Annotated in this window: 13 protein-coding genes and 2 riboswitches; of the genes, 10 read left to right on the top strand and 3 right to left on the bottom strand. The window is 42.8% G+C overall.

What is annotated here, in order from left to right:
• Positions 1-7 precede the first annotated feature (7 nt).
• A riboswitch (cyclic di-GMP riboswitch) is annotated at positions 8-100 on the top strand.
• Positions 101-181: 81 nt separating this feature from the next.
• The 3 genes from KH180_RS10645 to KH180_RS10635 all read left to right on the top strand — a co-directional run bounded on the left by KH180_RS10645 (position 182) and on the right by KH180_RS10635 (position 9,550).
• The gene (locus tag KH180_RS10645; protein WP_290760099.1) at positions 182-4,255 is read left to right on the top strand and encodes an MSCRAMM family protein; all 4,074 of its coding nucleotides are present in this window, start codon (positions 182-184) and stop codon (positions 4,253-4,255) included.
• A gap of 115 nt (positions 4,256-4,370) precedes the next feature.
• Positions 4,371-4,455: riboswitch (cyclic di-GMP riboswitch) on the top strand.
• Between the two features lie 84 nt (positions 4,456-4,539).
• Positions 4,540-8,928, top strand: coding sequence for a SpaA isopeptide-forming pilin-related protein (locus KH180_RS10640; protein WP_290760097.1), 4,389 nt, complete (start codon positions 4,540-4,542; stop codon positions 8,926-8,928).
• Positions 8,929-9,025: 97 nt separating this feature from the next.
• Entirely contained in the window at positions 9,026-9,550 is a 525-nt protein-coding gene (locus KH180_RS10635; protein ID WP_290760095.1) for a spore maturation protein, read from the top strand.
• A gap of 40 nt (positions 9,551-9,590) precedes the next feature.
• Here KH180_RS10635 and KH180_RS10630 read toward each other — a convergent pair whose 3' ends face one another.
• From KH180_RS10630 to KH180_RS10620, 3 genes are read right to left on the bottom strand one after another with little or no spacing between them, the layout of a single operon-like run.
• The gene (locus KH180_RS10630; protein WP_290760093.1) at positions 9,591-10,028 is read right to left on the bottom strand and encodes a MarR family winged helix-turn-helix transcriptional regulator; all 438 of its coding nucleotides are present in this window, start codon (positions 10,026-10,028) and stop codon (positions 9,591-9,593) included.
• Positions 10,029-10,048: 20 nt separating this feature from the next.
• Complete coding sequence (locus KH180_RS10625; RefSeq protein ID WP_290760091.1) at positions 10,049-11,716, bottom strand: phosphoenolpyruvate carboxykinase (ATP); 1,668 nt, start codon at positions 11,714-11,716, stop codon at positions 10,049-10,051.
• 53 nt (positions 11,717-11,769) lie between these two features.
• Positions 11,770-13,566, bottom strand: a complete 1,797-nt coding sequence (locus KH180_RS10620; protein WP_290760089.1) for a DUF885 domain-containing protein — start codon at positions 13,564-13,566, stop codon at positions 11,770-11,772.
• 124 nt (positions 13,567-13,690) lie between these two features.
• Here KH180_RS10620 and metG point away from each other — a divergent pair, with 124 nt between their 5' ends.
• From metG to KH180_RS10585, 7 genes are all read left to right on the top strand, one after another.
• Positions 13,691-15,637, top strand: a complete 1,947-nt coding sequence (gene metG, locus KH180_RS10615) for a methionine--tRNA ligase (protein WP_290760087.1) — start codon at positions 13,691-13,693, stop codon at positions 15,635-15,637.
• Between the two features lie 127 nt (positions 15,638-15,764).
• Positions 15,765-16,514 carry a GNAT family N-acetyltransferase gene (locus tag KH180_RS10610; RefSeq protein ID WP_290760085.1) on the top strand — a complete coding sequence of 250 codons (750 nt, stop codon included), beginning with the start codon at positions 15,765-15,767 and terminating at the stop codon, positions 16,512-16,514.
• Positions 16,515-16,529: 15 nt separating this feature from the next.
• The gene (locus tag KH180_RS10605; RefSeq protein ID WP_290760083.1) at positions 16,530-17,267 is read left to right on the top strand and encodes a MurR/RpiR family transcriptional regulator; all 738 of its coding nucleotides are present in this window, start codon (positions 16,530-16,532) and stop codon (positions 17,265-17,267) included.
• A gap of 296 nt (positions 17,268-17,563) precedes the next feature.
• Complete coding sequence (locus KH180_RS10600; RefSeq protein WP_290760081.1) at positions 17,564-17,995, top strand: PTS sugar transporter subunit IIA; 432 nt, start codon at positions 17,564-17,566, stop codon at positions 17,993-17,995.
• A gap of 11 nt (positions 17,996-18,006) precedes the next feature.
• Complete coding sequence (locus KH180_RS10595) at positions 18,007-18,483, top strand: PTS sugar transporter subunit IIB (RefSeq protein WP_290760080.1); 477 nt, start codon at positions 18,007-18,009, stop codon at positions 18,481-18,483.
• 27 nt (positions 18,484-18,510) lie between these two features.
• Positions 18,511-19,329, top strand: coding sequence for a PTS mannose/fructose/sorbose/N-acetylgalactosamine transporter subunit IIC (locus KH180_RS10590; RefSeq protein WP_290760078.1), 819 nt, complete (start codon positions 18,511-18,513; stop codon positions 19,327-19,329).
• Between the two features lie 14 nt (positions 19,330-19,343).
• Positions 19,344-20,174 carry a PTS system mannose/fructose/sorbose family transporter subunit IID gene (locus KH180_RS10585; protein ID WP_290760076.1) on the top strand — a complete coding sequence of 277 codons (831 nt, stop codon included), beginning with the start codon at positions 19,344-19,346 and terminating at the stop codon, positions 20,172-20,174.
• Positions 20,175-20,189: the final 15 nt, after the last annotated feature.

Below are 20,189 nucleotides of genomic sequence, written 5' to 3'. Positions count from 1 at the left end.
GGAGTAGAAAATAAATAGGCAAAGCTGTCGAAAGGCAGTGACGCAAAGCTACAGGGGCTATGTTGTATAGGGAGTACAGCCGTGCCAGCCAGCTGCCTCATAAATTATTATTTATGTGTAGATTGAAAGTCCATTGGATTTTCGGTCTTTTTTATTTCAAATAATTAATGGGGGTATCAAAATGAATAAAAAAGTAAGGAAAGTTTTCGCAGTTCTTGCGACTTTTGTGCTGACTGTATCATTTATTGCAGGAAACGGCGCATTCAGCAGTGTATATGCACAGGAAGCAGGAACAGAGACTGCATCAAATCAAACCACATCTGCATCTTCAGAAACTTCTGCTGTGGAAGAAACAACAGCGTCTGCAGAGACTGCCACAACAGCGGAACAGAAAGTAACTGAAGAGTCAAAAAAGACAGACAGCACAAGTGCTGTATCTGCCGCAACAGTTCAGAATAAAACAGCGGTAAGTCCTGTAAAAAAGGCATCAGAGCCTGCAGTGACAAACGGCGATTTCTCCAAATATTTAACTAAATTTTCATTTACAGACCATTTAGGAAATGCGTTTACAGAATCAAATCCTGTCACAAAAGACAGCAATGCGATCATCAGATACGAGTTTAAGATCCCAAATAAGGAAACAATCCAGGGAGGATCTACTTATATTCTGAAAATGCCGAATGTATTCCATTTAGATGGTCTCAGCGGCGTTGCGCAGAAGTTAAATAAGCAGCAGACAGGGAACGTTGAGGATGTTCCAAACTGGATGGTAAACAGCAATTCAACGATTACCGTTACTTTTCCAAAAACATTGACTGAATCCAATATTGAAGGGTTCATGGAGATAAACTGCAGTGTTGATGCTGATAAATTAAAAGATGAGATCATTATTTTTGATCTGGGACAGCTTCAGGGATTCGGACAGGAGTTTCATACAGACTACAAACCGGAAGTTACGAAGAGAAGCCCGAAAGTAGAAAAGAAAGGAAGCCTGAACCGGGAAGATCAGACGATTACATGGACGGTCACAGCCACACCGGATGAGAATGACAGCAGTCTGGAAGGATACACACTGACAGATACGTTTGATAAGTATCAGTCTTATGTGAATGGTTCTATGGAATTAGACGGGGATAAGACCGCAGACCCTCAGCTTACTGAGAACGGATGGAATTACAAGTTTGGAAAAGTCTGCGGCGGATCTCATGTCATTACGTATAAAACAAAACTTACAGATGAATTTTTTGCACTTAAATATAACTATAACGTAGCATCAGATGTTTCTAAAAGCGCTGCAAATACTGTGACGGTCAAGACACAGGATGGAAAAGGCGAGGCTTCTGCCAAAGCAGAAGTAAAAGCTGTTAGATATGCATTCTGGAAGGATAAAGGGGCATCTGACAACTTAGGATATGATGATACAGAACAGAAACCGTACCTTGGCTATCAGTTAAAAGGCTACTATGATGCGGCAGGCAAAAATTATCCTGTAACCTATACAGATACGCTTCCGGCAGGAACCTCTTTAATGGAAACTGCAGGAAAGCTTACAGTAAAATATGGAACCCAGACAGCGATAAATCTTACAAAAACACAGAATCAGACGCCTGGTGTCAATGAATACAGCTATAATGCTTCAACCAGACAGTTTAAGGTGACGTTGAATCCATCCTTCAACAATGCCTTTGTCTATGTAAATTATAAGATCTGGCTGGATACAGACAGTGTAGTTAAACAAGGAAGTATCCGCAATACAGCAGTTATGAAGGTCGGAAATAACGTAAGCATCTCTGATTATGAAGACTTTTCATGGGGGCAGGGTTATCAAAGCGGAAAGCTTGGTCTTACAAAGTCAGGAAGCTTTGCAAGAGTCGGTGACGACAATACCATCAAATGGACCGTGACGATCAATAACAATCCTACCAAAAAAGTAAGCGGAGACATTTTCTTTAAGGATGTCCTTCCGGAAGGTCTGGAATATGTAAACGGATCTTTTAATGCAAGCTATAAGAATAAGAACGATAAAAATGTTCAGGTAAACGGAAATGAATTAGGCTATACGAATAAAGATCTTGGAAAAAACAAATGCACAATCACATATACTACAAAGATCAAAGGCGGAGCACTTCAGTTTACACAGAAGGCCGACGGAAGTTCACCGGGAATTTCATTCAAAAATCATGTATATCTTGAGTGGGACGGAAACAAACAGGATGTTACCGGAACAGGGACTGTGAATGTTCAGACTTTTGTAACAAAAAAAGGAAGCTACAACAGCAGCAAAGATCAGTTTGACTGGACCATCTGGCTTAGATCAAAGGGGCTTGTAGTTCATAATATGACAGTTACCGAGAAACTGCCGGAAGGCCACAGATTAATAGAAGGAAGTCTGAAGTATGGCAATACAGTTCTCGGAACAGAACCAAGCACAGTGAAGCCTTACTATGAAGTAAGCGGAAATCAAATTGTGATCCATTTTCCGGAAGTGATCCAGCCGACAGATCAGAATGATTTGACACTGAGCACTGTGACAGATGAAACCAAGGCGGAAACAAAGCCTGAATCTGTAACAGCAGTGAATGAAGTAAGTGTAACTGCAGATGAGATCAAAACAGAATTAACAGCAAAAGCTACTGTTAATGTCAGCTTTACTCCAAGTGTGGAGAAAACAACTTCTTATAAAAAAGGCAACTATGTTGAATGGAATGTCAACATTAATAAAAATCATGCAGTTCTGACCAAGAATAAAGCAGAGATTACAGATACATTACAGCCGGGGCTGGCTTACAGAGAGGGATCTGTAAAGCTCTATGATGTGACTGCAGGGAATAAAGTTATATCCGGTATGGGTGAAGAGTATGACAGTGTGTCAGGAAAGATTGTATTCACAATGCCGGAAGGCATAGATTTGGCACATGAGTATAAAGTAGTATTTATCACAGATGTGACGACTGCCACAAAGAATGTAAAAAATACAGTAACCTTCGATGCCAGTGCCAAGGAGACTAAAGCCAGCAGCGGCAGTGTACCGCTGATTCTGCAGGGAATGAACAGCGGCCTTACAGGTGACAATATCCGTTTTATCTTAAATAAAGTGGATTCTGAAAATGAGAGCCCTCTGGAAGGAGTAGAGTTCCAGCTCTATGACCATAACAGAGATACAGTGGGAAGTCCTCTGACTACGGATGAGAAGGGCAGGATTTCCTTTGATGCAGGCCTGAAATACGGAAACACATATTATCTGAAAGAGACAAAAGCTTTAGATGATTATGTTCTGGATGGAAAAGAATATAAGCTTACCATTGGAGAAAAAGGTGCAGACGGAGTTGCGGTACAGTTTGACGGAAAAAATTATATATTCTCACCAGATGACAACGGAACTTTAAATATCAAATTCACTGTGACAAATGATGCAAAAAGAGGCTCTGTGCTTCTTAAAAAGACCAGCAGTGAGCATCCGGATCAGGGACTTGGAGGAGCAGAATTCAGTCTCTATACAGAGGATGGAAAATTAGTCGCTGAAGGGCTAAAGACAGATGAGCAGGGAGCAGTCAAGTTTGACTATCTGAGGTTCGGAAACTACTATTTCCAGGAGACAAAAGCTCCGGAGGGCTACTATCTGGATAAAGATACAAAACATAGGTTTACAGTCAATGACCAGACAATGGAGACACCGGTTGTTGTAGAGGTGAAAAATGTCCCTACGAAAGTTTCTGTGCGTAAGCTGGATGCAAAGACAAACAGACCACTTGCAGGGGCAGAGCTTCAGATTATCAAAGTTCAGGAAGACGGCTCAGAATTGATCGTTGAGGAGTGGACATCAACAGAAGAAGCTCATGCAGTGACAGGGAAGCTGGTGCCGGGCGAAGAATATATTCTGAGAGAAGCAGAAGCACCGTTTGGCTATGAACTTGCAGAAGATGTGAAGTTCACCGTAAATGCAGAGCAGGAACTGCAGACTGTCGTAATGTATGATGAACCTTCCCCGGAAGCTCCTTTTATCGGCGACGATGAAAAAGAAGAGTCTGAATCCAGTGAGGAAACAACCACAACGACTTATGAGGAGCCGGATGATGAAGATTCATACTATAAGGGAGAAAATAGAACTTCCAAGACTTCCAGTGAATCTGTAACTAAAGTGACAAAATCAGAGGTTTCCAAGACCGGAGATACAGATCACACAGTTTTCTATATTTTAGCAGCTGCAGGAGCAGCAGGCGCAGTATTTATTCTTATGAGAAGAAAACGCAGATAATTTAACTAAGGGAAAGGGATGCTTGCAGAGTTAGGATGTTCAGTGAGCATCCTTTTCCTGAAAATACGTGAAATATACTTGACTTTTTTTGTAAAAAAGAATATGCTTAATGTAACAAGTAAACAGGCAAAGCTGCTGAAAAGCAGTGACGCAAAGCTATAGGGCCTTGATATATATTATCATGGCAGCCAGCTGCCTCATAAATGATTATTTATGTGTAGATTGAAAATCCTCCGGGTTTTCGATCTTTTTTGTTAATCATGAAAAATGGGGAGGAATTCGCTATGTTTAAGAGAAGAAAGGCAAGAAAAAAAGCAGCGCTGATTTTTGTAGTATTGTTCACGTTTACAATGGTATTAGGAAACAATCACGTGCGGGGACTGCTGGCCCAGGAAGAACAGAAAGCCCAGGAGACTACAGCCACAGAACAGACAGTGCCATCAAGTTCATCCACTGCTGTCACAGCAGCTACGGAAGAAGAGAAGACAGGAACTACAGAAACTGCAGCTGAGACTCAGACAACAGAAAAGACAACAACTGAAGTACAAAATACAACGTCAGCAGCACAAAATACAACAGTATTAAAAAAGAGTAATTCTGCAAAGAAGATTCAGAGTACTAAGAGTTCTGTCATAGTAAACGGAGATTTTACTCAGTTCCTTACAAAGTTTGAATTTAAAGATCAGAAGACCGGTGAAGCATTTTCAAGTACTCATCCGGTGACAAAAGACAGCAGCGTACTTATCAGATACGAATTTGAGATTCCAAATAAAGTGAATATAGAAGGAGGCTCTACCTATAAGCTGAAGCTCCCGAATGTTTTTCACTTGGAAAACCTCACAGGAACAGCAAGAAAGCTGAATGAAAGCCAGCAGGGCGCTGTAGGAGAGGTTCCGAACTGGACCATCAACAATGACAATACAATCACGGTAGCATTTCCAAAGACACTGACAGAGTCCAATGTCGGCGGATTTATACAGATTCAATGCAGTGTGGATGCAGAAAAGCTCACAGAAGAGGTAATAAAATTTGATCTGGGACAGCTGGAAGGCTACGGTGAAGAATATAAGACTGATGTAAAACCGGAGGTGACCAAGAAAAGTCCCGATGTAAAAAAGGAAGGTTCTCTCAACCGGGAGGATCAGACGATCACATGGACAGTCACAGCGACTCCGGATTCCGGGGACAAGAATCTGAAGGGATATAAGCTGACCGATACATTTAAATATCCTGAGGAACAGGATTTTGTGAGCGGTTCTATGCAGTTGGACGGAAATGCAGTATCAGACCCGGCTCTGACAAAGGACGGATGGGAATATACATTCGGAAATGTAACAGACGGAGTGCATGTTATCACATATAAAACGAAGATTCCGGATAAATATTTTGAAGATATGAGCTATAACCAAAACGGATCTGCCCAGATTAATAATAATATAACGAATACGGTCAAAATACAGACGGCAGACCAAAAAGGTGAGGCAAGTTCAACTGCTTCCGTGCGTGCCGCACAGTATCAGTTCCTCAAGGAAAAGGCCAATTCAACAATGGGCTATGACAAAATAACGGACAGAACCTGGCTGGGATATAAACTCAAAGCCATCTATGATACAGGCGGAAAAGTATTAGAGCCAATCATGATCACAGATAAACTTCCTTCAGGAACATACCTGAATGAAGAACAGGGTGTACTGAGGGTGAATTATGGGGGCAGCGATATCTCGCTTGTCAAAGTGTCTGCAGCAGAGCCGGGAGTGAACCAGTATACTTACGATGAGAAGACCAATACGTTAAAAATAAAGCTGGACCCGACGAAGAAATCCGCAAATGTATATTATAAGATTTGGCTTGATACAGAGGGAGAACATGGACAACTGGGCTCCAATCCAAAAAACAATGCAGAAATTAAGATCGGAAATAAGATCACACTTACGGAATGGGAAGACGGATACAGCTGGACTCCTGGATACGCATCCAAAAAAATTGATCTGAAGAAAACAGGAAGTCTGGTAAAACAGAACGGAACACAGTTTATTGACTGGAAAGTTACGATAAACTCAACTCCTAAGAAAAATATAACAGGAAATGTTGATTTTACAGATACCCTCGGAGAAGGATTAGAGTATGTAAACGGCAGTTTTAAGGCAAGTTACGGGGAAAAGGATTATACTGACGTTACAGTCCAGGGCAGTACACTTAAGTATACGATTAAGAACCTGGGCGAAAATGTATGTACAATCACTTACAGGACAAAGATCACAAGTGCTCTGGATTTGAAACAGACTGGTAATGGTACTTCTCACAATGGTGCTGAGTTCAGCAACCAGGTGAAGCTTTTCTGGGAAGATAAAGACAAAGAAACTTCCGGAGAAGGAAGCGTAACAATCAAAACGGATCTTAAGAAGAGCGGAAAATATCATGCATTAGACGATAAGTATGACTGGACAGTTACACTCAACTCTTATGGACTGGCATTCCGCAACTTTGTGCTGACAGATAAGCTGCCTGAAAATCATACTTTGATAAATGGAAGTATTAAATTCGGTGATAAAGTCCTTACAAAAGAAGTCAGCACTTCAGCACCTTATTATGAAGAAAAGAATGGAACTGTTATTATACATTTTCCGGACGCACAGGCCTTTCCGGCTGATTCTAAGGTAACCTTGAGTACGAAGACCGACCAGCCGAAAGAAAAGAAAGTGACAGCCACAAACACTGTGAGTGCGGCGGCAGATGAGATTACCGGGGAATTAACCGCAAAAGCCACGGTAACGGTAGAGTATACTCCGAGTCTAGAAAAGACAACGTCCTATACAAAAGGAAACTACGTGGAATGGACTGTCAATATCAATGCAAATAACAAGGTACTCACAAAGCAGAATGCCAAGCTTACGGACAGTCTTCCGGCCGGACTGACCTACAGAGCAGATTCTGTGAAGTTAATTGATAAGAGCAATAGCAATAAAGTTATCTCAGGTGTAGAAGCGAAATACAGCCCGATAGACGGTGAAATTATATTCACACTGCCGTCAGGTCTAAATCCAAGCCACTTCTATCAGATGAAGTTTATCACAGATGTAACGACTGCTACCGGAGAGATCAAGAATAAGATTACGCTGGATGCCAGCGCCGAAGAGGTTTCCTCCACAACAAAAGAGATTCCTTTGATTTTGGAAGGTGCAAGCAGTGATCTTACCGGCGATAACATCCGTGCGATCATTGAGAAGAATGAAGCAGGAACCACAGAGATACTGAAAAATGTAGTTTTCCAGCTGTATGATGAACACTACAATAAGATCGGTGATGAAAAACGCACGGATGATACCGGAAGAATTGCATTTGACGCAGGATTAAAGTATGAAAATACTTACTATCTAAGAGAAGTATCTACACTGGAAGGATATGAACTGCCGGGAAATGATTTTAAATTAGAGATCGGCAGCAAAGTTTCAGACGAAAGCAAGGTCTCTGTCAAATTTGACGGCAATGAATACAGCTTTGAGCCGGACGGCACAGGAACCTTAAATATTAAGCTGAAAGTTGGAAATGTTGCCAAGAGAGGTTCTGTAGAACTTTTGAAGGTAAACACTGAGGATCACACGGAGACACTTACAGGAGCAGAATTCAGCCTGTATAAAAAAGACGGCACATTGATTGCCGAGAAGCTGCAGACAAATTCAAACGGTAAGCTTCGTTATGATTATTTAAAATTCGGAGATTATTACTTCCAGGAGACAAAAGCACCGGATGGATTTAAACTGGACGGAAGTACGAAGTATGAGTTCACGATCAATGACCAGGCGGTGAAGAAACCGATTCTTGTACAGGCAGTGAATGAAGCTAAATATGGTTCTGTAGAACTTACGAAGACAGACAATGAAAATGAAACAACGACGTTAAAAGGAGCAGAATTCAGTCTGTATCAGAAAGATGGAAAGCTGGTGGAAGAAGGCCTGAAGACAGATGAAGACGGAAAGATCAAGTATGGACATCTGAGGTTTGGAGAATATTATTTCCAGGAGACAAAGGCACCAGAAGGCTATCATTTGGATGGAAACACAAAGTATGAGTTTACGATCAACGACGATGCTGTTGAAATCCCGGCGGCAGTTTCAGCAGTCAATGTTCCGACTAAGGTTTCTGTATCTAAACAGGACAGTGAGACAAAAGAACCTTTGGCCGAGGCAAGGCTGCAGATTCTGAAGGTTGAGGAAAACGGTGCAGAGACTCTGGTGGAACAATGGACTTCCGATGGAAGTGACCATCTGCTTAAAGCAAAGTTAATCGTTGGGCAGGAATATATTCTTCGTGAGATTAAAGCACCATTTGGTTATGAAAAGGCTGCGGATATTCGGTTTACAGTCAGTGAAGACGAAGAAATCCAGAATATTGTCATGCTGGACGCTGCGTCTGAGGATGATGAATACCGCGGAAGTACAACAGAGTCCTCAACGACCTATACAGAGACCACGTCTTCAGAGGATGAGGATGATTCTTACTATAAAGACGGCGGATCTAAATCTTCCAGCAAAGTCGTTGAGAAGGAAACGACAACTACGACAGAAGTAACAGGCACTGGGGATGACTCCAAGGCAGGGCTGCTGGCAGCAGTCGGGGCGGCGGGTATCGGAATGATCTTGTTCGCAGTGAGCAGAAGAAAATATAAGAAATAAAATCTAAGGAGACAGGAGGGATTCCTTCTGTCTCTTTTTTTGGCATATGGGACAAGGGGCATTGGATATATTATAGTATGAAGAAATAAGGTGGGACGTGAATGTGATTGTATCGCTGTCCGGAATTATTATTCCCTTAATCCTGTTTGTCATTATTCTATATGGACTGATATCAAAAAAAGAAATGTACCAGCCATTTTTGGAAGGAGTACAGGATGGGTTTAAGGTGGTCATGGAGATTGCACCGACGCTTATCGCACTATTCCTGGCGGTACAGATCTTCAGGACTTCCGGCGCTCTGGACCTGTTAGTTTCTGCGCTGACTCCGCTTGGAAAGCTTTTGAGGATACCAAAGGACGTGCTTCCGGTAATCTTTGCAAAGTTATTCTCATCCTCAGCTGCTACAGGATTTCTGCTTGATATTTTTAAAAATTTTGGCCCGGATTCGGCCCAGGGAGTTTTGTCATCTATTATTTTAAGCTCAACAGAGACGTGTTTTTATACAATGTCCATCTACTTTTCAGCAGTACATATAAAGAAGACGAGATATACCCTTACAGGAGCTCTATTGGCAACCTTTGCAGGAGTTATGGCAAGTGTGATCCTTACCGGAATGCAGTAAAAAAGGAAAGCCGGAATCGAAATGATTCCGGCTTTCCTTTTTAAATATTTTTGATTTCATAATAATCCCGGAAGTATTCCATAATCCGGATCAGCAGCCGTTCTTCATCGTCATCCAGGCGGGAGAGAACATCCTCCAGCATATCGCGGTGAAACTTCCGGTGGTGTTCAAAGGCCTCCCGGCCTTTGTCAGACAGGGATATATATACAATCCTGCGGTCCTGTTCGCCGCGTTTTCGTATGACGTAGCCCTTTTTCAAAAGGCTGTTGATGGCTATGGTCAGGGTACCTACCGTGATATTCAGAGCTTTTGCAATGGAAGACATGTTTTTAGGGCTGCCGGCTCCAATAGCATCAATGATATGCAGTTCTTTGTTGGAAATGTCTTTGAACTCCGCTGTGATAACGGCCTTTTCCTCCTGATATGAAATCTCATGGAAAAGACTCACCACTATGTCATTTAACTGCTCTTTTGTCACGGTAAGAATTCACCTCACTTTTATTTTACATGGTTGTGTGCTTCGCTGATAACTTTTGCAAGTGCTTCCTTTGCCTCTGTAGGAAGTGCGTTAAATCCGCCGTCCTCCGTATCCTTTTCAAAGATAAAATTGAGACGTTCTGTCATTCTTGCTTTCAGGGTATTTACATATGCTTCGTCATTAAAGTCAGGGATATAGCCTTCCACGTCAATGGTTTCCATATTGCTGAAAGGTCCCCACGGTTTAAACTGGGCATTGCCTTCAACCACCTGTTCCAAAACAGATAATGTAACACTTGGCGTAATGTCTTTGCCCATAAAATCACCGGTATTTAAAATATAACATTCTACGTGTCGGTCTTTTACAAGAGAACGGAATTTCTTATAGTCGTCCACCAGAGGATAAGTACGGAATGGGTTTGCATATGGCTCTACAACCAGACGGTTCGGATCTACTCCTGGAGCAAGGCGTTCTGCATTGGTCCGCTTTGTGGCAAGTGTGGCACCCATAACGGCAGCCAGGTGTGAACCGTTTACTTTTATGATCGGCGGAATCGTCGGATCTTTCATGATCCAGAAGATACCGTTGACCGGGGAATCAATCTTATCTACCCTGTTGGCAGACCAGAGTTTTGACTTGATGGCACGGCCGTTTCCGTTGCGGATATCCTCTGTGACAAGAACAATATTGCCTTTGTCATCCCGGGTAGCGGAGCAGTTCTGTGCTGTCAGCAGATATTTGTTGTCCTCACATCCGGTCGGGTAGTCAGCAGTTTTGTCAAAGTAAGTAGGCTCCATAGCAATGGAGGAACCGGTTTCTGTGTTGATGATAAATGCATCGTCATGCAGAACGGTAATATCATATTTATTATTGTGCACAGCGTGGGTAAGTGTTGACTTTCCTGAACCGGACAGGCCGAAGAAGGAAGCCACATAGCTGCTGTTCGGGCTTAAGCGGTATTCTTTCTGTCCGCCGTGGCAGGAAGCGTAGCCGTTTCGGTTGGCAATAGCCCATGCAATGGTAAGAGTGCCTTTTTTATGTTCTCCGAAATAACGCATTCCAAGCAGAGCTGCACAGTTAGTCTGAGTATTGAAGTAAGTAAGTCCGAGCGGATGTTCCGGATGGCTCCACTGAGGATCAGAAAAGATATAAATATCAGATTCACTTCCTATTGGGCGGGACTTTTTGTACATCTTGTTATATTCATCAGACTCATACTGGAAGTTGAGCATCCAGGAGTAAAGAATGTTTTCTTCGCCCTCAGGAATCAGAAGATGAGCTTTCACCATAAATTCAGGATCAAGACCGATGTAAACCTCTGCGTGATACATTGTCTTTTTGCGTGTATCGTAAATCGCGTCCATAACTTTCAGATCCAGGTCGTTGGTGTCTACATTGGGACTTCCGGCAATTCTTCTGGCTGCTGCGCAGCGTCCGGTGACAGAACCGTCATTAAATAATAAAACCTTGGAATCTTTTTTCAGGCCGAATTCCTCCCCGCGGTAAACCGGCATGTCAGTGACAATGGTACCCGGTGAGTTTTTTGCAAGCTCATATGCCTGCTTCAGGTTTACGACCTCAATGACATTGTTGCCGTAAAATGCGGCCTCAATAATGGAACGGGTCTTTGAAAACCCTGGTTTTCCTTTTCCAATTTCGTCATGGGTGTAGCGTGCTTTTGTTGACATAATCTTTCCTCCTAAACTTATGTGTTTTGCAGGTACAAAGACCGTACCCGGATTTACAGGTTCTCGTCGATGCGTTGTTTGAGTATACGAAAGCTGTTAGGTCCGGCATCTAATATGATTTTATGAAAAACTTTTTCATCATAAGCATTTCCAGATTTCTGTTGATAGTAATCTTTTAATTCCATGAACTCTAAGTAGCCGATATAATAACACAAATAGTTGGCAGGGTTCTGGATGACATAGCGGTAGAGGGCTTTCATGCCGGAGGAACTGATGGTTCCGTACTGCTGCATATACTTGACGGCCTCGTCAACGCTCCATCCTTCATAGTTGACACCCAGATCCACTCTGGCGCTCAATGCCATATTATATAAATAATTGTCCGGAAGGAGCTTTTTTAATGGCTCAAGTTCCGGCTTCATATCAAGATAACTGTAAGAATCCATCTCCACATAGGTTGCCCAGCCTTCGCTGTAGCCCGGATAATCAAGGATATAGCGGATCGGATGTTCCTTTTTGCTGTGGAAATAGGTTGTTTGGTATAAATGTCCCGGATAACCCTCATGGGCCAGTGTCGGGTAAAGAGATTCCTGTCCGGTCTGCGCCTTATTAATGTAGATGACATTTCTTTTATAGTCATCAATGGCAGGGATCATATAAAATGCCGGACTGGAAGTCTGCTCCAGGGAAGAGTGAACATACTTGATGCTGCATTTCACATCCGCGGCAGCAGGATACTTCTTCTTAATCTTTTCTTTCAGCTGTGCAAGGATCTTCTCCGGTTTTCTGCTTGAATATTTATTCAGGTCCAGATCTAAGAACGCATGATAGATGGAGGGATCTTTTTTTATGATCTCGGTCATCTCTGTCTGAAGATATAAGAGATGATCTTCCGTGGCTTTGATCATCTGGGGTACAGTTTTATCGGAACCGGTTTTGCAGGATGCAAGAGCAGAATAATATGCCTTTCCATTCTTGAAATGGGCATATCCCTTTTTGTTCTTGCCATTCCCTTTTAAGTTCTTCAGATCACTGTACAGATTTTCGTAAGCCGGAATCACTTTTTCTAAAATCAGCTGACGGTTTTGTTTCCGGTAATTTCTCTTTTGGTTTGTGCTGAGGCCCGGGACCGAATCAATGTTGGTGTTGAACACCTCAATCATGTAATTGTGGTCGGTGGCCCGCGTAAAATCGTTGATTTGTTCTAAGACGGCATCTACATCCGCATCTGACATGAAATATCCCCGCTTGACCTGTTCCTTTTCGTAGCGGATCACCGTATCGAAATAGGAGCTGACCTTTGAGAGCAGTGAGAGATAGGTGTCTGCATCCTCCTTGTTTCTTAAAGGAAACTCACACAGGGTTACAGGAAGCTGTGCCTGGGTACCGAGAGTGGGGCTTAAAACTGTCTGCAGATAAGGATAAGGGGCAAGACGCAGCTGCCGCTTAAAATAGTCCATCAGATAGTCATAAGACTGCTTCTGGCTTTTGGAAAGCTTCTTGTAATGAAAACCCTTGAGCTTTTGTATCTCTTTTTTGCAGTTAGCCTCGGCCTGGTCAAGATCCTTGAGATTTATGCTGCCCAGACTGGGCTTTTTTTCCTTGATGCCGTAGCGCTCCGGATGTGCAAGGGTATAATGCAGATTGACCGTATTGGAATTGACGTCTTCCTTGAAAAGCTGGTTCAAATAGGAGTCAAACTTCTGCCGGTCCGATGCTTTGTCTTTGGTGGATTCTGATTCTTTTACTGTTGAGGTGCGGCCGGGACCTGATCCCTTGGAACAGCCCGTAAATGCAACCATCACAGCCATGGTAAATGCAAGAAACTTACGATATGTATATTTATGCATAAGAATCCTTTCTGAATAGAATCTCTTAGATACTATTATACTATTTTTTCAAGGAAAAAAATAGACTATCTTTGCAAGATGTACTATAATAAAACACAGTATAATGCGAAATTGGAGGAGAAACATGAGCAAGGAACCATATTATATAACAACTGCGATTACTTATACATCTGGCAAGCCTCACATCGGGAATACTTATGAGATTATCTTGGCAGACAGTATTGCCAGATATAAAAGAATGGAAGGCTATGACGTATTTTTTCAGACCGGAACCGATGAGCACGGACAGAAGGTGGAATTAAAAGCGGCAGAGCAGGGTGTCACACCGAAAGAATTTGTAGATGACGTGGCAGGAGAGATCAAGCGGATCTGGGATTTGATGAACACTTCCTACGACAAGTTTATCCGCACAACGGATGCGGACCATGAAGCCCAGGTACAGAAGATTTTCAAAAAGCTGTATGAGCAGGGAGATATCTATAAGGGCCACTATGAGGGGCTCTACTGTACTCCGTGTGAATCCTTTTTTACGGAAAGCCAGCTTGTGGACGGCAAATGTCCGGACTGCGGGCGTGAAGTACAGCCGGCCAAGGAAGAAGCATATTTCTTAAAGCTCAGCAAATATGCGGACAGGCTTATTGAGCATATCAATACTCATCCGGAGTTTATTCAGCCGGAGTCCAGAAAGAATGAAATGATGAATAACTTCCTGCTTCCGGGGCTTCAGGATCTGTGTGTGTCCAGAACCTCCTTTAAGTGGGGAATCCCGGTAGACTTTGATGAAGGACATGTGGTCTATGTATGGCTGGACGCTCTGACAAACTATATTACAGGGATCGGATATGACTGTGACGGGAACAGCACAGGCCAGTTTAACAAGTTCTGGCCGGCAGACCTGCATTTGATCGGAAAAGATATTATCCGTTTCCATACGATTTACTGGCCGATCATCCTGATGGCCCTTGACCTTCCTCTTCCAAAGCAGGTATTCGGACATCCATGGCTTTTGCAGGGCGACGGAAAGATGAGTAAATCTAAAGGAAATGTACTGTATGCAGATGATCTGGCCGATATGTTCAGTGTAGATGCTGTGCGGTACTTTGTCCTTCATGAGATGCCGTTTGAGCATGACGGTGTGATTTCATGGGAGCTTATGGTAGAGCGTATGAACTCTGACCTTGCAAATACCTTAGGAAATCTTGTGAACCGTACTATTTCCATGTCCAACAAATACTTTGGCGGCATTGTTGAGGATAAGGGTGCTGAAGACGAGTTTGATGACCAGCTGAAGGCTGTAGTCACAGGTGCAAGAGACAAGGTGCAGAAAAAGATGGATGTGCTCCGTGTGGCAGATGCCATGACAGAGATCTTTAATGTCTTTAAGAGATGCAACAAATATATTGATGAAACCATGCCTTGGGTATTGGCAAAAGACGATGCCAAGAAGGACCGTCTGGCTACAGTTTTATATAATCTGGTGGAAGGTATTTTAACCGGAGCCGCTTTGCTGGAGCCGTATATGCCTGAAACTTCAGAAAAGATTTTAAAACAGCTGAATGCTGAGCCGAGAAGCTTTGAGGATCTGAACTCATTCGGACATTACAAGAGCGGTACGAAGGTGACAGAAAAGCCGGAGATCTTGTTTGCCCGCCTGGACGAAAAAGAGGTTCTTGAACAGGCTGAAGAGTTGATGAAAAAACAGCAGCAGGCGGCAGAAGGGCCTGTGATTGATATTGAACCGAAAGAAGAAATTTCATTTGAAGATTTCGGTAGAATGCAGTTCCAGGTAGGTGAGATCATTGCCTGTGAAGAAGTGAAGAAGTCCAAAAAACTGCTCTGCTCCCAGGTGCGTGTGGGAAGTGAAGTGAAGCAGATTGTTTCCGGAATCAAGGCATATTATAAGCCGGAAGAGATGGTCGGCAAGAAGGTTATGGTATTGGTGAATCTGAAACCTGCCAAGCTTGCGGGAGTACTGTCTGAGGGAATGCTGCTCTGTGCGGAAAATGAAAAAGGAGAGCTTGCCTTAGTTGTTCCTGAAAAGGACATGCCGGCAGGTGCAGAGATCTGTTAATAATTCATTAATAAAAGAACCTTGTATAGATTGTTTACAAGGTTCTTTTTTAAATAATTGCTGATTATTTCCAGAGAATAGTATATGATTTAAGAAGAGCAGATGTTAATTGAAAGCGGAGGTACATATGAATCCTGATTTTATAAATTTATCAGAGGAAAACCTTTCGAATGAACATTTATGCTGTATTATCCGCAGCAGAAAGACTCACCCGGGAATCGAAGCAAAACGTCAGTGGCTTTCCGAACGGCTCAGGGAAGGCCATGTCTTTCGAAAGTTAAATGAGAAGGGTGTGGTTTTTATTGAGTATGCGCCTCTGGAGACAGCATGGGTCCCTATAACCGGTGAAAATTATTATTATTTGTACTGTTTATGGGTTTCAGGAGACTATAAAGGCAAAGGGTATGGGAAAATGCTCATGGAGTACTGCTTGGCAGATGCCAAAGAAAAGGGTAAATCCGGAGTTTGTATGCTGGGAGCCAAAAAACAGAAAGCTTGGCTTTCTGACCAGGCATTTGCCAGGAAGTTTGGTTTTGAGACTATTGATACCTCTGAGAATGGTTACGAACTGCTGGCGCTTTCCTTTGACGGAACAGTGCCAAAGTTTGCGCAGAATGTTAAAAAACAGAAAATTGAAAGCAAAGAGCTCACGATTTATTATGACATGCAGTGTCCTTATGTGTATCAAAACATTGAGAAGATAAGAACGTATTGTGAAATGAACCATGTTCCTGCATCTTTCATTCAAGTGGATACACTTAAGAAAGCAAAAGAATTACCTTGCGTTTTTAATAATTGGGGTGTATTTTATAAAGGAAAATTTGAGACGGTGAATTTGATTGATACCGCATACTTAAAGAGAATGCTCAAAAAATAGAAGGAAGATCCGGAAATGATAGTTGAGATTACAGAAGAATTAAAGCAGCAGCTGACAGAAGCCGAACGGCAGGTTATCGAATACATTAATCAAAATGAAAATGAGTTTTTAAAGCTCACAATTACGGAGCTGGCTGAGAAGAGTTTTACTTCGCCTCCCACTGTGTCGCGTGCAGTTAGAAAATGCGGTTATAACAGTTTATCGGAATTAAGATATAAGCTCTCAGCCCAGATGGAGGAGATCGTTGAAGGTGAAATCGTCAATGAGATCTTTCAGAGATCGGTGACAGAGTGTATGAAAACTATCGAGATCCTGAAGGCGGAAACAATTCTTAAGGTAGTGCGTTTTATTAAGACGGCCAGAAAGATTTATATCATTGCCAGGGGATCAACGGCGTGGATTGCCAAAGATGTGGAGCTTCAGCTTCAGCTGCTGGGCTACAATACATATATGCTCTCTGACTCTGAGGTTATGAAAAAATCGGATAAACTGTTTCGTGAACGGGATCTGATTATTATTTTTTCTATTAAGAACAGTACACCGGAGCTTTTGCTCACGGCTAAAAATGCAAAAAAAGTAGGGGCCAATGTGGTGACCTGCTGCTGCCTTCCGAAAACAGATTTGGAAGATTATTCGGATCTGTCTGTACTGGGGTATAACCAAAGAGACAAGACGATTGAAGATTTTGATATTGTTTCCAGGCTTCCGCTGCAGATTATTGCAAGGACGCTGATCGACTATTTGAATTTATGAAAAGATGACATATGAAATGAAGATCCTCGGAGCATTAGCTCCGGGGATTTTTTTGAGCACTGTTTTATCTTTGGCAATTCAGCTATCTGCAGAAAGTAAAATAAAAGGTATTTTTAACAAAAGGTTGACTGGTTATTGAAAAGGAGATTTTTGGATTTTCATATTTCTGTTTAATCTTAAGCGTTCACTTTTCCGCACATTCACAGAAAACATAAAAAGAGAGGACGGCGGAACAAGAAAACATTTTCAGTATCCCCCTGTTATGATGGATTTATAAAAGAAAAGGAGGAGCGGGAATGGTTGGAATATTGATCGCAACCCATGGAGGGTTTGCAGAAGGACTGTTAAATGCAGTGGAGCTGATTGCGGGGAAACAGGAGAAGGTAAAAACAATCGGGCTGTATCACGGAGACGGGATAGATGATCTTGAGCAAAAAATCAGAACAGCCGTACAGGAATTGGATGATGGGGACGGAGTACTGGCTTTTGTGGACATCTTAGGCGGAAGCCCATCTAACATGGTGATGAAATGCATGGAAAATACAGACAATTTTAAAGCGATTGCAGGTGTCAGTATGGGAATGGCAGTGCAGGCAGTTATGATGAGGGATCAAAGCAGTTTAGATGAACTGGTAAGCATATGTGAGGAAGCCGGTAACCAGCCGGTAGTCCTTTTGCATAAGCAGTATGAAGAGATGCTGAACGATACTGAAATGGATGAAATATAGGAGGAACGAAGATGCAGGGAATTGTTTTGACGAGGATTGATGACAGACTGATTCATGGACAGGTAATGACATCATGGCTGAACTTTACAAGTGCCAATAAAATCATGGTGATTGATGACCAGTCAGCAGCTGATCCATTTATGAAAACAGTGTTAAAAAACGCGGTGCCGGGCAATGTAGGACTTGGTGTATTTACGGCAGAAAAGGCGGCGGCAAGGCTTAAAAAGGGATTCAAACCTGATGACAAAGTCATTATTTTGGTGAAGTATCCAAAGACGATTCTCAGCCTTATGGAACAGGGCATTAAATTTGAGCATTTAAATATCGGCGGAATGGGAGCAGGCAGCGGCCGTGAAAAATTTTATAAAAATATTTCCGCTTCCGAAGAAGAAAAGGAGATTCTTAAAAAGATTGTTGACAGCGGATGCCGCACAGAAATACAGATTATAGCGGAAGATGCAAAAGTTGATGTGGCAAAGCTGCTTTAGACATTTGAAAAGAAAGGTGGAAAAATTATGAGTATTTCAGTTGTTCAGGCGATTCTCATTGGAATCGTGTATTACCTTGGAATCAATGGCACCCCATGGCTTACCCTGCTGGGAAGCACAATCATTCAAAAGCCGCTGGTATCCGGTGTTTTGGTAGGGTTTATTCTTGGAGATCCGGTTCAGGGCGCTGTCATCGGTGCCGCAATTCAGCTTCCGTTTATTGCTTATATTTCAGCAGGCGGGGCACCTCCTACAGATCCGGGACTGGCCGGTACTTTGGGAACGGCTCTGGCTATGGCAGCAGGAGTGAAACCGACCGCAGCAATTGCCCTGGCAGTGCCGATCGGACTGTTGGGAACAATCATCTGGGTTGTTCATATGACTGTGGATGTATTTTTTGTACATATGATTGACAGAGCAGCGGAAGAAGGAAATATGAAAAAGGCAAAATTCCTTCATATTGTGCCGCCTCAGGCCTTTGCTTTTGTAATTGGATGTATTCCGGTAGCGCTGGGATGCTATTTTGGATCAGATGTGGTCACAAATATCATCAATGCATTGAGCGGGCGGCCGCTTCAGGCTTTGGAAGTTATCGGAGGACTGCTGCCGGCCATTGGTATTGCCATGAACCTGAGAGCCATCAGCAAACCAGGAATCCTGTTATGGTATGTGCTTGGATTTATCATTGCGGTTTATTTAAACCTTGATACTATGCCGATCGCCATTATTGCCGGAATTGTTGCCTATATTTACACCGGAGTTGTTGCCCTGGCGGAAGAAAAGCATACAGCGGCAGCAGCAGGAGCAGGCGGGTTTGACGATGATTTCGATGAAGATTTCGAATAAAGGAGGAAAAGTTAATGGCAGATAATAAAAAAGTTTCCCTGAGCAAGAAGGATGTACTGAGAGCATTTTGGAAGTGGACCTTTTTTTCACACTCAAACTATAACTATGAACGCCTGCAGGCCAGCGGTGTACTTCAATCCATGTCCCATCTTCCCGAAAAATTATATCCTGGGAATAAGGAAGAGCAAAAGAAGTTTATGGAACGTCATATGGCATTTTATAATACAGAGCCTCATTTTGGCGGCATCATCAACGGTATGGTTGTCGCGATGGAGGAGGAGCGTGCTAACGGTGCAAATATTACAGACGATGCGATCAATAGTGTAAAAACCGGTCTTATGGGCCCTATGGCCGGTATCGGAGACACTTTGTGGCAGGGAACACTGCAGCCGATCCTGCTTGCAGTCGGTATCAGCATTGCCTCCGGCGGAAATGTTATGGGAGCAGTTGCATTTGCCGCTCTGATGGCAGGGATTATGCTGCCTATCGCATACTTAATGTATATGAGAGGCTATAAGACAGGAAAGACAGGCGTTGAGGCAATCCTTGGCGGAGGAAAAATGAAACAGCTGATTTCAGCGGCATCCATTATGGGAGCAACAGTTCTGGGATCTCTGACAGCAAACTATGTAACGGCCGAGTCCCATATGAAGATCAAGGTAGGAGCTGCGAAACTCGCCCTCCAGGCAGATGTCTTAGATAAGCTTTTAAAGGGGATGATTCCTTTGGGCATTACTTTGCTGACTCTCTATTTATTAAAAAACAAGAAGATGAAATCTACATATGTGATGCTGATCTTAGTAATCATCGGTGCGGTATTTGGACTGACAGGAATTTTAGGTTAAAACAGGAGGAACTAT

The organism is Anaerostipes sp., from assembly GCF_018381315.1.
Taxonomy (GTDB): domain Bacteria; phylum Bacillota; class Clostridia; order Lachnospirales; family Lachnospiraceae; genus Anaerostipes.
Note: the sequence above shows the minus strand (reverse complement) of the source record. Positions and strands in the feature narration are given on the sequence as shown.